Raw genomic sequence first — 14841 nt, 5'->3', positions numbered from 1 at the left:
ATGCTGCTGGGCATCGATATCGGAACTTCCGGATCCAAGGGCGTCCTGGTCGACCGGGACGGCATGGTGGAGATGAGAGCCGAACGGCCGCATCGGGTTTCGACACCGCGACCGGGTTGGGTGGAGCACGACGCCGAGTCGGTGTGGTGGGCGGATTTCGTGGCCATCGCGCGGGAGTTGGTGGCGGCGGCCGACGGCGAGCCGATCGACGCGCTCGCGGTGAGCGGCATCGGGCCGTGCCTGCTGCCCGCCGACGGGTACGGCCGCCCGCTGCGCCCGGCCATCCTGTACGGGGTCGACACCCGCGCCGGCATCGAGATCGCCGAACTGGAAGACGAATTGGGCGCGGACACCGTGCTGGAGCGGTCGGGTTCGCCGCTCACCAGCCAGGCGGTCGGGCCGAAGCTGCGCTGGCTCATCCGGCACGAACCGCAGGTGTGGAAGGCCACCCGCATGCTGCTCATGGCGAGCTCGTTCCTGGTGTATCGGCTCACGGGACGCTATGTGCTGGACCATCAGTCGGCCAGTCAGTGCGTGCCCATGTACGACCTCATGGCGGGCGCATGGGCCACCGACTGGGCCGATTCCGTCGCCCCCGGCCTGACGCTGCCCGAATTGGCCTGGCCCGCGGAGGTGGTCGGCCGCGTCACCCGGGAAGCCGCTGCCGCCACCGGGCTTCCGGCCGGGCTGCCGGTCACCACGGGCACCATCGACGCCTGGGCCGAGGCCGCCGGTGTGGGGGTGCGCGCTCCCGGCGACACCATGGTCATGTACGGCACCACCATGTTCCTCACCCAGGTGCTCACCGCGCCCCGCCCGCATCCGGGCCTGTGGACCACCCTCGGAACCTGGCCCGGCACATACACTTCCGCCGCGGGCATGGCCACCTCCGGCGCGGTCACCGACTGGCTGCGCACCCTCACCGGCAGTGATTTCAGCGAACTGGTGGACGAGGCCGCGCACGTCCCGCCGGGCAGCCGGGGCCTGCTGGTGCTGCCCTACTTCGCGGGCGAGCGCACCCCGCTGTTCGACCCCGATGCCCGCGGCCTGATCGCCGGACTCACCCTCACCCATCAGCGCGCCGACCTCTACCGCGCGGTTCTGGAAGGGATCGGCTACGGCGTGCGCCACAATCTCGAGGCCATGGCCGCGGCCGGTGGCCGGGCGCACCGGCTGGTCGCGGTGGGCGGGGGCACCAAGGGCGGGCTGTGGACGCGCATCGTCTCCGACATCACCGGTCTGCCGCAACAACTTCCGGCCGACACCGTCGGCGCGGCCCTCGGCAATGCCCGGCTCGCGGCCGAGTCGGTCGGCCTCGACACCGCCGCCTGGAATCCGATCATCGCCACGGTCGAGCCCGATCCGGCCCGCACCGCCCACTACGAGCCCTACTACCGCCACTATCGCGACCTGTACGAATCCACCCGCAACACCGCGCATTTCCTGGCCGCCGAGCAGCATCGGGCCGCCCGCGGCCGGCCGTGACGGTCGCCGGCGGACCGGCCGCGCCGTTCACGCCGATTCCACCTGTTGCGACCGTTCGGTGAACGGTGGGACATCGCGCCCGCAAGGTGGTATTACTTGCCGGTGGCATGGACTTTGCGGCTCAGCGAGGACGAAGAAGCTGCGCTGGTCGCGCAGGCGGTGGTGGAGGGACGCTCCAAACAGGAGATCGTCCGCGACGCCCTCCGCACGTACATGAACCGGCAGCGCGCCTGGGACGAATTCGTCACCGGCGAACCGGTGGTCTACAGCTAGCGCCGTGTGCCGCGAGCCCGTTCCGACGACCGCCGGGTGAACCACGCCCCGTGAACCACGCACGCCCCGTGAACCACGCCCCCCGTCATCCCGGCGCGCTTTTGGCCGGGATCCACACAGTGGGTGCAGCGCTCGCCCGTGTGGATCCCGGCCAAAAGCATGCCGGGATGACGAGCCGCGCATACTGGGATGACGAGTGAAGGTAGACGTCGGCGGGATCCGGTCAGGCGTAGTACAGGTCTCGGATCTCGGCGTAGCGCTGTCTGATCGCCGCCCCGATTCCCGTTGCGACAGAATGGAATTCGGTGGCGTGCGGCGCGGGCCAGCGGGGCGGGCGCGGGCCGCCGCGCAGCGCCCAGGCCGCCTGGCGTGCGGCTCCCAGGGCCACGTACTCACCCGGACTCGGCACGGTGACCGTCATGCCGAAGATGGTGGCGGCGGCATGCGCGATCATCCGCGAGCGCGCCGCGCCGCCGATGAGCAGAATGCGGCGCGGGGTGGTGGGCAGCCGGTCGAACGCCTCGGCGATATTGCACAGCATCCCCTCGATGGCCGCCCGCGCCAGATGATGCGGTCGCATGGTGTGCGGCCGCAGCCCGTGCAGGCTGCCGGTGGCGTGCGGCAGATTCGGCGTGCGCTCCCCGGCCAGGTAGGGGAGCAGCGTGAGCCCGTCCGCGCCCGCCGGTGATTGCGCCGCAAGCACTTCCAGCCCCGACATATCGGTGCCGAGCAGCGTCGCGGTGGAATCGAGCACGCGCGCCGCATTGAGCGTGCACACCAGCGGCAGGAACGCCCCCGTGGCATCGGCGAACCCGTTCACCGCCCCGGACGGGTCGGCGCTGGGCACGGCCGCGCGGGTGAACACCGTGCCGCTGGTGCCCAGCGACACCACCACGTCACTGTCCTCGATGGCCAAACCCAGTGCGGCGGCGGCATTGTCGCCGGTGCCGGCCGCGACCAGCCGCCCGCCCGGGGTGTGCCCGGCCACTTCTGCCGGGCCCAGCACCTTGGGCAGTTCGGGACTGCGCCCGCGGAAGGCCAGCGACAGCAGATCGGTGCGGTAGTTCCCGTCCGCGGGCGACCAGTACCCGGTGCCGGAGGCGTCCCCGCGATCGGTGGTGGGCGCGGTCTCCGGATCGCCGCCGCGCAGCAACCAGGTCAGGTAGTCGTGCGGCAGCAGCACCCGTGCCGTGCGGTCGGCGAGCTCGGGCTCGTGATCGGCGAACCAGCGCAGCTTGGCCACGGTGTGCGCGGCCAGCGGTACGCTGCCCACCGCGTCCGCCCAGGCTTGCGGGCCGCCCAGTTCGGCCACGAGTTGCGCGGCGGCCTCGGCCGAGCGGGTGTCGTTCCACAGCAGGGCATCTCGCACCGGGTGCCCGGCGGCGTCGAGCACCACCAGCCCGTGTTGCTGTCCGGCCACCGCGATGGCCTCCACATCCCGCATCATGCGATCGGTGGCCTGGCGCAGCGCCTCCCACCACACCGACGGCGGCACCTCGGTCCCGTCGATGTGCGGTATCTGCCTTTGCCGCAGCACCGTTCCGGTGTCGGCATCGCACACCACGATCTTGCAGGACTGTGTGGAGGAGTCCACTCCGGCAACGACCGTCATTGGTCCCTACCTGTCTTCTCGTGCCGCCCGTCAGGGATGCAGTTGGATTTTGCGTCCGGTGCCCGCGCGGAAGGTCCGCACGGCATCGGCGAATTCGTGCAGCGAGAAATCGTGCGTGATCATGGTTTCCGCGTCGATGACGCCTTCGCCCATGAGATCGACGGCGCGGCCGAAACTGTGCAGCACGGCCATCGAGCCGACGATGGTGATCTCGTCGTTGTAGATGCGAAAGGGGGAAATCTCCGCCCGCGCCGCCGCGGGGGCGACACCGAATTGCTGATAGGTGCCGCCGCGGCGCACCCGGGACAGGCCGTCTTCCATGGCGGCAATCGTTCCGCTGCATTCGATCACGACTTCCCAGCCTTGCGGCCGATCGAGATCGTCGGCGGAAATGGTGGCCGCATCCGCGCCGAGCGTGCGCGCCACGGCCAGCCGATCGGCATTGGTGTCGACCACCGAGACCGAGGCCGCGCCCGCCGCGATGGCCAGTTGCAGCATGAGCAGACCCATGGTGCCCGCGCCGTAGACCAGGTAGTGGGTGCCGAGTTGCCTTGGCAGCACGTCGAATCCGTGCACCGCGCAGGACAGTGGCTCGACCAGCGCGCCGTGCGCGGAGGGCACGTGCCCGGGGAGTCGATAGCAGTTGGCGGCCGGAACTTTCACGAATTCCGCCATGGCGCCGTCCACGGTATCGCCGATGGCTCCCCAGTTCTCGCAAAGATTTCCGCGACCGATAGCACAGTAATGACATCTGCCGCAGAACAACGAGGGATCGACGGCGACGCGATCACCGACGCGCACACCCGCGGCATCCGCACCGAGTGCCACGACTTCCCCGGCGAATTCGTGCCCGGGAACGATCGGATAGGGCGTGGGCGGGAATTCGCCTTCCACGATATGGATATCCGTACCGCATATCCCGACCGCGTCGACCCTGATCACTGCCTCCCCGATGCCCGGCGTCGGATCGGGAACGGATTCGATCGAGAACTGTCCAGGCTTCTCGACGAGCAACGCGCGCATAGAAATACCATGCACCCCAACGCCGCTCGCCTGGTGCGTTTTACCCAATAGCAATCGCGAGGCATGTCGGATTTCGTCTGCATTACGGGTGGCGATAGGGGCGGGGGCGGGCGAATAGGGAGACGGTGGGGCGGGAATGGGGGCGCGGGTGGGGAATCGCTGTGCCGGGTCCGGTCCGGAAGTGGCCTCGCGCACAGGTGCGCGGGTGGCGCGGGCCGGAATCCGTTGTGATTGCTGTCCGTTCGCTAACCCCTACGGAGCAGTTCCCTTCGTCGTCACCAACCGTTCGCTTCCGACGGTAACGCTCTGGACGCCTGATCAAGACTGGTCAGTCTGCGCTACAGAGGAACCCCCAAAAAATGCTGATGAGGAAATTCGCCGCCCCCGCGGCGCTCGCGATCGCCGCCCTGGGCATCACCGCCGGCACCGTGCACGCGGAGCCCGTCGCTCCCGCCGACAACGGCGTGATCAACTACGCGGCCACCACCACCGACAAGAACATGGTCATCCGCACCGACGCCGGATCGCTGGTCGTCGAGGACGGCGTCTTCAAGGTGAAGGCCGCCAACGGCGACACCGTCGCCGGCACCGAACTGAAGTTCCGCGTGGACGAATTCGAGTTCCCGATCGCCGCGGACATCTCCGGCAACACCGCCACCCTGACCCCCGAGTTCGACACCGCGCACGCGGTGTACAAGCCGGTCGCGCTGCCGTACGAGGACCAGGCCCCGTGGAAGACCGACTACGAGCGTGAGCAGGCCGCCTGGAGCCGACTGACCTCCACCATCTCCATGGGCGCCACCATCGGCACCCTCGTCGGCGGTCTCGCGGGCGCCGGCCTGGGCTGCGTGCTCGGCGGAATCGCCGGCGCCGGTGTCGCCGGAACCGCGCTCGCCGCCATGTTCCCGGTCGGCGTGGTCGGCGGCGGCGTTCTCGGCTGCATCGCCGGCATGGGCGCGGTCGGATTCCTCGGCACCCTGATCGGCCAGATCTTCATCACCGCTCCGGTCGCCATCCTGGCTGCCGTGCAGTACTTCACCACCATCAACTCCGGCATGACCCCGGGCAAGAAGTAGGGCAGAGCATCAGGGAAACCTCTGCCACGGAACGGGACACGCGGCTCCGGGACCACCCCCGGGGCCGTTTCCCGTGTCAGCGGGCCTGATACCAGAGCGCGGTGGTGGCGATGTGCGCGTGCTCGAGCGGCAGATAATGGCCGTCGTCGCGCCAGCCCAGCGCCTGCACGGTCGCCTGCAGCGAATCGTCGAAGCAGATCGGATCGGGAATGTGCCAGCGGTACATGCCGAATCGCTGCTGCGGCTCATAGATCCGATCCGGCGGCTCCACCTGCGTCAGCCCCAGATACGGCGTCGAATACGGCCGATACGACCCGTCCAGGTCGAAGTTCCAGGCGCCGCCGAAATAGTCCTCGGTGCCGGTGCCGCAGATGGTCGGGAACTCGGCGTCCTGATCGAGATAGAACTTCACCTCGCCCTCACCCCACCAGCCCGGCACCCGCGGTTCGATGGCGAGATAGGTGCCCACGTAACGGCCGGGCCCGCCGGTGATTTCGACGATCGGATGCACGGCCGGTGACCCGAGCGGATCACTGCACCGCCAGCGCGCGTGCAGCGTGCCCGCCGCAGCCGGGACGTCCTCTTCGAGATAGGTGATCTGGTAGTACACCGGCGCCGTATGCCGCGCCCCATTGTGCAGCGTGACGAGCGCGTGCGTGTGGAAGGGCATGGGCCAGTAGCTGTTCAGCCCGCCCGCCGGCGCGACCACCACCGTCTGCGAGTTCACCAGCGCCAGTTCCGGCCAGGCATTGCAGAAGAAATCGCCCAGCGGCACCGCCACCGCCGGCTCCAGCGCGCCGTCCCAATAGATCTGGAGCGTGAAATCGCGCAGCAGCGTGCGATCGGTGGTGAGCCAGATGTGGCGGATGACGCCCGGCCCGGAAAGGTCTGCGAGGGTGACGGTTTCCCCCGGGGCCAGATCCACCGAGGGCGAAACCTTCCAGCCGCGGCCCAGTCCGGCGGCGGCGAAAGCGCCCGTCCCGGCTATGGCCCGCCCGCCCGCACCGGGCTCGCCGGTCGGGTTCTCCGCGCTCACGGAGCGGGTGCGCCGCCCGTCGAGATGCCAGATCTCCTGCACCATGCGAATTTTCGCATGTACAACGCCCGCGTGTCCCGAGGACGAGCCCGGACACACGAATGCCGACGCCGTCCCACACGGCGTCGGCATTCGATGGACAGCGGTGAAGCCGTCACTCGCGCAACGGCTCAGCCGCTACTTGTCGAGCAGCTTGGCCTTCAGTTTGTCGAGCGTGGCGGCGTCGATGCCCAGGCCGTTGGTGATGAAACCGTCCATCGAGCCGTAGGACTGCTCGGCCTGGTCGAAGGCGGCGTCCAGGTAGCTGCGGTCGACACCGAGCACCGGCTCGAACAGCGACGGATCGGTGACCCGGCCGCTGGCGACGAGACCGTCCAGGATCGCCTGGTTGCCGGCGGCGAGATTGTCGTTGGAGGCCAGATAGTCGTTGTAGATCTGGCCCTTGGGCACATTCAGGGCGCTCATGAGGATGGCGGTCATCCAGCCGGTGCGGTCCTTGCCTGCGGTGCAGTGGTAGAGGATCGGGCCGGAGGAGTTGGCGATCTCTTTGAACGCGGTGGCGAACTGCGCGCGAGAAGTCGCGTCGGTGACCATCCAGCGGTTGTAGTCCTGCATGAACTGCGCGGCCTTGCCGTCGCCCAGAAGTTGCTGCTGCACCTCCGGGCCGCCCTGGACGGCCTTGGCGAAGAACAGGTAGAAATCGTTCGCGGGATCGTAGACCGGAAGGGCCTGCGCGGGAATCGAACCCGGGAGCTTGTCCGGATTCTGCCCGGCCTCGGTCGGGCTGCGGAAGTCGATCACCTTGGTGACGCCCGCCGTTACCAACTGCTGCTGTTCGGCGGCGGTCAATTTGTTCAGCGCGTCGGTGCGGAAGACCACGCCGTGCCTGAGCTTGCCGCCGCCACCCTGGGTCGGGTAGCCGCCGATATCACGGGCATTGGGGGCCGTGGCCAGGTTGAGCGAATCGCCCTTCTGGGGCGACTGCAAGACGGGGACAGCCGGATTCGCGAACGCGGCGGGGGTGACCGCCGCGGGCATGAAGGCGATGAGCGCGGCGGCTATACCGGCCACGGTGCCGCGTGCGGCGCGCGAGATCGTCACGGGGTGTTCCTTTCATAACGGGCCGGGGAAGGGGGATCCCGGCCCGGGCTTGCGGCGGAGCGGGCGCGCGCCATCGCGGCGCGTGCCCTGGGGCAGCTCCGTGGGGGTGACGCACCCCGCGCCGGAATGGCGGGGGAGTGGTCTCAGTCGGCGTCGGCGTCGGCCAGCAGGGTGATGGTTCCCGCCGCGCCGTCCACCCGCACCCGCTGTCCATCCGACAGCGAGGTGCTCGCGATCTTGGTGTCGACCACGCACGGCACGCCGAATTCGCGGGCGACGATGGCGGCATGCGAGGCCGCGCCGCCGATATCGGTGACCACCGCGCCCGCGTAGGCGAACATGGCGGTGTGGCCGGTGTCGGTCACCGAGGCGACCAGGATGTCGCCGGGTTCGATGTCGTCGTCGAGGGTCAGGACGCGTTTCACGACGCCCTCCACCACGCCGGGGCTCACGCCCAGACCGGTGAGGGTGCCGCCCACCTCCAGCGCACCGGAGATCTCCTCCGGCTCCCACGCGCCGTTCACCACATCGGGCATGCGCACGGCCTGGAACCTGGTGCGCTCGGCGCGGCGGCGGGCCACGCGCTCCTTCAGATCGGCAGGAGCCCAGAGGATTTCGTCGAGGGTCAGGAAGACCGAGTCTTCGATCTCGGTGAGCTTGCCCGCCTTGACCAGACGCGCCGCCCGCTCCTGGGTGGCCAGGCGCAGGCAGTTCGTCACGCGCACCACGGCATCGCGGGCGCGCTCGCGGTAGACGGTGGCGCCGACCGCCATCTTGGCGGTGCGGCTGGCCGGCTCCGGCACCGGATCCCGGTGCGGCGCGGGCATTTCCGCGGCCCGACCGGCGGCGGTGACCAGCAGTTCGGGACGGTCGCCGAAGGTGGCGTTGATGAGCTCGCACTCACCCGGGCCGCGGTGCCCGATGCGGGCCAGCTCCTCGGTGAGGGCCTTGGCGAACGCCGGCGACTTCTCCCGGGCCGCGGCCACATCGCCGGTCTTGGCGATGGCCTGCAGTCCGGCGTCCTTACGGCACAGGGCCGCAAGGCGTTCCACGGCCAGCATGGTCTTGGCCGACTCCAGCCGTTCCAGGTCGATCTTCACCTCGCCCTTGTGGGCGGCGGTGGCGGCGCCGGTCATCATGACGCCGATGGAGGCGGCCTGCCAGGCTTGGTTGAGCCGGTCGCGCCACAGCAGGGCGCGGGCGTGCAGCTGCTCGTCGGTGAGCTCCGAGATGCGGTCGCGGTCAAGGGCTTCCGCGTGCGAGGCGGCATTGATCAGCTCGGCGGTCTTCGAGTACTTCATGGCGGTGGCGGCGACCCGGCCCATGGCCTTGAAAGTGCCCGCCCGCTTGGCCATTCCGGTCGGCATGGCCGGACGGCCCTTGGGGTGCAACTCCACATCGCCGATCGCGCCGTACACGTCGCGGCGCACGCTCTCCTCGTCCCAGCCGGGCATGTTCTCCGCGGAGAACACCCCGATGGACGCGTTGATGTACATGTGATGGCCGAGCACGCCGGTGACCCGGGAAACCCAGTGCTCCAACGCGATTCCCTCGATGGCGATCATGTTCCCCATGGCCTCGTTGCCCAGCCGGATGGCACCCGCCTGCAGGTCGATGGTGAGCGGGGTGAGCGGGCCGGGCAGCGCCTCGGAGGTGTTGGTGGCGGTGAACACCGGGATGCGGTCGTCCATGAGATCGTCGAACTCGCCCTGCAGGCCCTCCGGCGCGGCGGCTTTCAGCGTGTAGCCGTCGGAGGTGGGCGCGTTCTGCGGCACCACGTGCGTGGGCAGCGGGATCGCGCCGCGGCGGTCGGCGAACCCGGAGCCGGTGGCCTTGCGCCCGTGCAGGCCGCGCGCGGTGTCGGCGACCACCTCCTGGGCGGTCCAGCCGTAGCGGAAACCCCACTCGTCGCGGGCCGCGGCGGCATCCACCCGGGCGCGGGCGCTCGACGACTTCGGCAGCCACGCAGCGTATTTCACGCCGGTGTCGCGCAGAATGCGCTTCACCTCGTCGGCGGACACCTCACCCGGCGCGGCCAATTCCACCACGCCGCCGCGCTGCGAGACCGCCGCCAGCACCAGGAACCGTTCCAGATCGTCGAAGTGCAGCACCTGGATGCCCTCGCCGCCACGCGAGGCGGTCAGGGCTTCCAGTGCGCGCCAGCTGGTTCCGTCGACGCGGCGTCCGGCCACCAGTGCGGTGCGCACGATCAGCGCGTCCGCGCCACTGGCAGTCAAGGCCTGCTCGACCGCCGAATCCTGGCCCGCCGCAACGGGAACCACCAGCCGTACGCCGGCCTCCCGTGCCGCCTTCGCGAGCGCCGCCACCGCGGGCCCGCCCAGATGCACCACGGCGTCCACACCCGCCACGGCCTGCGCGCACGCCCGCGCGTCGGACAGGTCCGCGACGGTCACCGCGACCCGCGGGTCGACGTAGCGGTGCCGCTGCCGGTCCAGGCCGGTGACCTCGTGACCGGCGGCCAGCAGCATGCGCGCCACCGACCGTCCGCTCGGCTCGGTGACTCCGGTGACCAGAATCCGCATCGACTCTCCTCAAACTCGTGCGGCGTCCCAACCAACGTGACGCCGTTCACACACCATCACCACTACCGGACCGCGTGATGGTTCGCAGTCCCGATCAACGGGATCTCGGAGTCGCTCAGCAAGATGGGACGCTAAGTCCAGGCGGGTCCAGCGGGCACCGTCGAGGTATGACAGTGCGGAATCCGGTGACGCCGCGGGCGGCCGGCGAGGTGAGCCACTACGACATCGAGACCGATGTGCTGGTCGTCGGGTACGGGGCGGCGGGCGCGTCGGCGGCCTACGAGGCCGCGCACGCCGGGGCACAGGTGCTGGTGGTGGACCGGGCCGGCGGGGCGGGCGGGGCGTCGGCCATGTCCGGGGGCGAGATCTACCTGGGCGGCGGCACCCCGATCCAGACGGCCTGCGGATTCGAGGACACGCCCGAAGCCATGGCCGCGTTCCTGAAGGCGGCCCTGGGTTCCGGTGCGGACGCGGCCAAGATCGGCGAGTACTGCGCGGGCAGCGTGGAGCACTTCCACTGGCTGTGCGATCGCGGCGTGCCGTTCAAGCCGACCATGTGGGACGCACCCACCTGGGTGCCGCCCACCGACGACGGGCTCATGTGGCTGGGCGAGAACAGTTGGCCCTTCACGGAATCGGCCGCTCCCGCCCCGCGCGGGCATCGGCCGACCGCCAATGACTTCGGCGGCAAGCTGCTCATGGAGTGCCTGTCGTCGGCGGCCGAATCCGCCGGTGCGGAAACACTTTTCGACACCTACGTCACGGCATTGATCGCCGACGAGGCCGGCGCGGTGGTGGGTGCCGTCGCCCGGCGGTACGGCCGGGAACTCGCCATCCGGGCCCGTCGCGGCGTCGTCCTCACCACCGGCGGATTCGTGGACAACGACGCCATGCTCGAAGCGCATGCCCCGGAGCTGCTGGGCCACACCAAGGTCAGCGCGGGCACCGACGACGGCAGCGGCATCCGCATGGCGCAGGCCCTCGGCGCGGCGGTCCGGCACATGTCCGCCGGGCAGGTCGGCATGTCCCTGATCCCCGGCCTGGCCGCGCGCGGCATGGTGGTGAACGCGGTCGGCCGCCGCTTCATCAACGAGGACACCTACCCCGGCCGCATCGGCCAGGCCGCCCTCTACCGAAACAATATGGGCGGCAGCTGGGCCGGTGACGACACCGCAGTCTGGGTGATCGTCGACGAGGAGGGTTTCGAGGACGTCCCCGAGCCGCAGCGCTGGGGCGTCCAGCCCACCCACGTAGCCGAAACACCTTCCGAATTGGAGCAGTCGACGGGGCTGCCGGTCGGCTCACTGACCGCATCCATTGCCCGCTACAACGAATTCGCCACGGCCGGTGCGGATCTCGACCATCACAAGTCCCCCCGCTGGCTGCGCCCCCTGACCCCGCCCCTGGCCGCCATCGACGTGAAGGCCGGAGTCCGCCCGCCCGCGGAGTCCGGCGACCGCCGCGGCACCGGCGCCTCCGTCTTCACTCTCGGCGGCCTGCACACCGACCTCGACGGCCACGTATTGGACCAGGACGGCCTCCCCATCCCCGGTCTCTTCGCGGCCGGCCGGGCAGCCAACGGCCTACACGGTTTCGGCTACATCTCCGGCACGTCCCTGGGCGACGGCACCTTCTTCGGCCGCCGCGCCGGCACCGCCGCCGCCCGCCACACCTGACCACGAATCCCGGTCGGGAACAGTCGAATTCCCCGCCCTCGACACCGGCGGTGCAGACATCCCACCGAGCCCGCCGACGCGGGCGCCGCGCTGGTGGGCCGGGTCCGCGCTGAATCTGGGTCGATCGTGGCGACCACCATCACCGCCCGCATGGCCGTCGAACTCGGCCACCGCTGAGACGAATCCTGCCGCGAACAGCGGTGGGTTGAGGGAGTGACGCGGGCGTGGTTGGTGAGGAAACACATCCTCATTCGATGTACGGGGGTGTAGCCGGTAGCGCCCGGTGCGGGTGTTCGGAAGCCGGAAGTGTGCTCGTGAGACCGGGTTTGGCGCGTGGTGGCCGGATCATGCGTGCCAACAGGAGTGCGGCTGGGAACGAGAGCGCCACCCAGGCAAGGAGAATCACGATCGCCGCGTGCATTGGACGGTTCCTTCCGCGAGCTGGTCGAGTCGTTCGGTGTCCAGCGACAACACGAATCCGTTCAACGCCGCTTTCCGGGTTCGCTCCGTCGCGGTGGCCTCGCGGTCGAGCCCGTGCCGTCGCAACTTACCGGTCACTGCCCCGGGTATGCGCTTCAGCACACCGCCGGACAATGGGCCCCGGATCGTTGGTGGCATGCGCTGTGCCTGCGGGATCGCCGTTGTGCAGCCCATCATGGAGCGCCTCGAATCGCTGGTTCGCATTGATCTGGCAACGTCCTTGAATCCCAGCACCGCAACGAACGAGCAAAAAGAGGAAGAAGTCCTCTAAATTCCTGAACCGTCGATAGAGACCAGTGCGCGGCAACCCTCGGCACCCTCACCCACCGCGCCGCCCAACGCCGGGCCGCGAACTCTGACAGCCGAGGGCGGCGACCGTAACCGGGCGGGCGAGACCCGCCGAGCGCCGGAGCGGGATCGGGGTTCCGTTGACCGGGACTTTTCCGGGGCGGGGGTGGGTGCGGCCCATAGCGTCGATGGCAAGAACCATCGCACTAGGAGGAATCGGCCGCATGACTAACAAGGTGCTCGATCGGGTTCGGGATCTGCTGCCCGCCATCCGCGAACGGGCGGTCGAGGCGGAGCAGCAGCGGCGGGTGCCCGATGCCAGCATTGCCGAGCTGATCGACGCCGGGGTGTTCCGGATGTTGCAGCCGGTGCGGTTCGGTGGGGCCGAAGAGTCGCCGGTCGCGTTCTATGAGGTGATTCGGGCTATCGCTACCGCGTGCCCGTCTACCGCGTGGGTGGCGTCGGTGCTGGGGGCGCATCCGTGGCAGCTGGCGCTGTTCGCGGATCAGGCACAGCAGGACGTGTGGGGCGAGAGCATCGACACGCTGGTGTCGTCGTCGTATGCGCCGACCGGGAAGTTGAAGCCGGTCGAGGGCGGGTACGAGATCTCGGGGCGGTGGAGCTTCTCGTCGGGGTGTGATCACGCGCAGTGGGTGTTCCTGGGTGCGCTGGTGCCGACCGAGAACGGCATGGACTACTACACCGTGCTGGTGCCGCGCACCGATTACGTCATCGAGGACGTGTGGAATGTGTCGGGGCTGTCGGGCACCGGCTCCAATGACATCGTCATCGAGAAGGCGTTCGTGCCGGGGTATCGCACCTACAGCGCCGCCGATCAGGCCAATCTGGTGGGGCCGGGGCAGGAGCTCAATACCGCTCCGCTGTACAAGATCTCGTTCGGCAGCGTGTTCTCCAACACCATCACCGCGCCCATCATCGGTGCGGCGCAGGGCGCGTACGAATCGCATATCGAGCGGCAGCGGGAGCGGGTGCGGCTGTCCTACGGCGGGCAGAAGGTGTCCGAGGATCCGTTCGCGCACGTCCGGATCGCCCGGGCCGCATCGGAAATCGACGCCGCCATCCTGCAGATGGAGCGCAATATCTCCGAGCAGCTGCGCTATGCCGAAGCGGGAGAGGAGATTCCGTTCGAATCCCGGCTGCGCGCCCGGCGTGATCAGGTGCGCGGCACCGAACGTGCGCTGGAGGCAATCGATCTGCTGTTCAAGAACTCCGGCGGACACTCCATCCGGCGGCCGAACCCGATCGAACGGCACTGGCGCGACGCGCACGCCGGCAGCGTGCACGCCATCAATGACGTCGAGCGGGCGCTGGCCATGTTCGGCAAGGGCGCCATGGGTCTCGAAGTCACGGATCGGATGCTGTAGATGACCTTCACCGCGGAGAACACCGCCCGCCGGCTCACCGTCGACGGGCACAAACTGCGGTATCACGAAGCGGGCGAAGGGCCCGCGCTGGTGCTGCTGCACGGCTCCGGCGTCGGCGTCTCCGGCTGGGCCAACTTCGGCGCGAACCTGCCGGTGCTGGCCCGCCACTTCCGCTGCCTGATCCTGGATCAGCCCGGGTTCGGAGCCAGCGAGCGGCCGCAAGTGTACGACCGCAACTATCTGCGCATCGCCTCCGACGCCGTACTCGGCCTGCTCGACGAGCTCGGACTCGAAAAGGCGCATCTGCTGGGCAATTCCATGGGCGGCGCGGTGGCCACCATGACCGCGCTCGAGCAGCCCGAGCGGGTGGACCGGCTGGTGCTCATGGCCCCCGGCGGCGTCGGCGTCAATGTGCTCGGGCCCGAACCGTCCGAGGGCATCGGCCGGCTCATGGAGTTCAATGCCGCGCCCAGCCCGGAACGCGGTCTGGCCTTCCTGAAGTCGATGGTGTTCGACCCCGCCACCCTCACCGAGGAACTGGTCGAGCAGCGGCTGAAACTGGCCGCCGACCCCGCCGCGCAGGCCGCGCTGCGTGACGCCTACGCGACCTTCTACAACCCGAAAATGGCTGAGGCCCTGCCCCTGTGGGCGCGCCTGCGCACCCTGCGGGCGGAGACGCTGCTGCTGTGGGGCCGCGACGATCGGGTCTGCCCGGTGGAGGGCGCGCTGCTGCCGGCCCGCCAGATCCCCAGGGTGGACCTGCGGATCTTCTCCCGCTGCGGGCACTGGGTGATGGTGGAACGCAAGGACGCCTTCGAACGCGCGGTGGTCGACTTCCTGCACAACGGGTTGTAATCGCTGGC

The 14841-nt window shown here is 69.5% G+C and carries 12 protein-coding genes; 7 read left to right on the top strand and 5 right to left on the bottom strand.

The genetic code is table 11. The annotated features are described in order from the left end of the window. Both H0264_RS34400 and H0264_RS34395 read left to right on the top strand, forming a co-directional pair. On the top strand, positions 1 to 1485 hold the full coding sequence (locus tag H0264_RS34400; protein ID WP_181581397.1) for an FGGY-family carbohydrate kinase: 1485 nt from the start codon (positions 1 to 3) through the stop codon (positions 1483 to 1485). Positions 1486 to 1581: 96 nt separating this feature from the next. Then, complete coding sequence (locus H0264_RS34395; protein WP_220139898.1) at positions 1582 to 1758, top strand: ribbon-helix-helix domain-containing protein; 177 nt, start codon at positions 1582 to 1584, stop codon at positions 1756 to 1758. 223 nt (positions 1759 to 1981) lie between these two features. Here H0264_RS34395 and xylB read toward each other — a convergent pair whose 3' ends face one another. Next, positions 1982 to 3370: a xylulokinase gene (gene xylB / locus H0264_RS34390; protein ID WP_181581396.1), complete on the bottom strand. Its 1389-nt coding sequence runs from the start codon at positions 3368 to 3370 to the stop codon at positions 1982 to 1984. A gap of 30 nt (positions 3371 to 3400) precedes the next feature. After that, positions 3401 to 4441, bottom strand: coding sequence for a zinc-dependent alcohol dehydrogenase family protein (locus H0264_RS34385; protein ID WP_244976035.1), 1041 nt, complete (start codon positions 4439 to 4441; stop codon positions 3401 to 3403). Between the two features lie 311 nt (positions 4442 to 4752). Here H0264_RS34385 and H0264_RS34380 point away from each other — a divergent pair, with 311 nt between their 5' ends. Further along, entirely contained in the window at positions 4753 to 5469 is a 717-nt protein-coding gene (locus H0264_RS34380; protein WP_181581395.1) for a DUF8020 domain-containing protein, read from the top strand. A gap of 76 nt (positions 5470 to 5545) precedes the next feature. On the opposite strand, the gene H0264_RS34375 is transcribed toward H0264_RS34380, so the two are convergent. The 3 genes from H0264_RS34375 to H0264_RS39110 all read right to left on the bottom strand — a co-directional run bounded on the left by H0264_RS34375 (position 5546) and on the right by H0264_RS39110 (position 10149). Then, positions 5546 to 6550 (bottom strand): glycoside hydrolase family 172 protein, encoded by a 1005-nt coding sequence (locus H0264_RS34375; protein ID WP_181581394.1) that lies wholly within the window; start codon positions 6548 to 6550, stop codon positions 5546 to 5548. 132 nt (positions 6551 to 6682) lie between these two features. Next, positions 6683 to 7606, bottom strand: a complete 924-nt coding sequence (locus H0264_RS34370) for a tyrosine-protein phosphatase (protein WP_231084443.1) — start codon at positions 7604 to 7606, stop codon at positions 6683 to 6685. 143 nt (positions 7607 to 7749) lie between these two features. Then, positions 7750 to 10149 (bottom strand): PEP-utilizing enzyme, encoded by a 2400-nt coding sequence (locus H0264_RS39110; RefSeq protein WP_181581393.1) that lies wholly within the window; start codon positions 10147 to 10149, stop codon positions 7750 to 7752. 167 nt (positions 10150 to 10316) lie between these two features. On the opposite strand from H0264_RS39110, the gene H0264_RS34360 reads away from it, so the two are divergent. The 4 genes from H0264_RS34360 to H0264_RS34345 all read left to right on the top strand — a co-directional run bounded on the left by H0264_RS34360 (position 10317) and on the right by H0264_RS34345 (position 14833). Further along, positions 10317 to 11825, top strand: coding sequence for an FAD-dependent oxidoreductase (locus H0264_RS34360; protein ID WP_181581392.1), 1509 nt, complete (start codon positions 10317 to 10319; stop codon positions 11823 to 11825). 457 nt (positions 11826 to 12282) lie between these two features. After that, positions 12283 to 12576 (top strand): hypothetical protein, encoded by a 294-nt coding sequence (locus H0264_RS34355; protein WP_181581391.1) that lies wholly within the window; start codon positions 12283 to 12285, stop codon positions 12574 to 12576. Positions 12577 to 12817: 241 nt separating this feature from the next. Beyond that, complete coding sequence (hsaA, locus tag H0264_RS34350; protein WP_181581390.1) at positions 12818 to 13978, top strand: 3-hydroxy-9,10-secoandrosta-1,3,5(10)-triene-9,17-dione monooxygenase oxygenase subunit; 1161 nt, start codon at positions 12818 to 12820, stop codon at positions 13976 to 13978. Further along, positions 13979 to 14833 carry an alpha/beta fold hydrolase gene (locus tag H0264_RS34345; protein ID WP_181581389.1) on the top strand — a complete coding sequence of 285 codons (855 nt, stop codon included), beginning with the start codon at positions 13979 to 13981 and terminating at the stop codon, positions 14831 to 14833. Positions 14834 to 14841 lie beyond the last annotated feature (8 nt).

The sequence above is a fragment of the Nocardia huaxiensis genome (genome assembly GCF_013744875.1).
In the GTDB taxonomy this organism is placed as follows: domain Bacteria; phylum Actinomycetota; class Actinomycetes; order Mycobacteriales; family Mycobacteriaceae; genus Nocardia; species Nocardia huaxiensis.
The sequence above is the reverse complement of the archived record's forward strand: the minus strand, read 5'-3'. Positions and strand labels throughout refer to the sequence as shown.

Bases quoted from the DNA above. Each gene is read 5' to 3' on its own strand.
- H0264_RS34400 (WP_181581397.1), top strand. From the start codon at position 1: ATGCTGCTGGGCATCGATATCGGAACTTCCGGATCCAAGGGCGTCCTG.
- H0264_RS34345 (WP_181581389.1), top strand. From the start codon at position 13,979: ATGACCTTCACCGCGGAGAACACCGCCCGCCGGCTCACCGTCGACGGG.
- H0264_RS39110 (WP_181581393.1), bottom strand. From the start codon at position 10,149: ATGCGGATTCTGGTCACCGGAGTCACCGAGCCGAGCGGACGGTCGGTG.
- H0264_RS34360 (WP_181581392.1), top strand. From the start codon at position 10,317: ATGACAGTGCGGAATCCGGTGACGCCGCGGGCGGCCGGCGAGGTGAGC.
- H0264_RS34375 (WP_181581394.1), bottom strand. From the start codon at position 6,550: ATGGTGCAGGAGATCTGGCATCTCGACGGGCGGCGCACCCGCTCCGTG.
- xylB (WP_181581396.1), bottom strand. From the start codon at position 3,370: ATGACGGTCGTTGCCGGAGTGGACTCCTCCACACAGTCCTGCAAGATC.
- H0264_RS34380 (WP_181581395.1), top strand. From the start codon at position 4,753: ATGCTGATGAGGAAATTCGCCGCCCCCGCGGCGCTCGCGATCGCCGCC.
- hsaA (WP_181581390.1), top strand. From the start codon at position 12,818: ATGACTAACAAGGTGCTCGATCGGGTTCGGGATCTGCTGCCCGCCATC.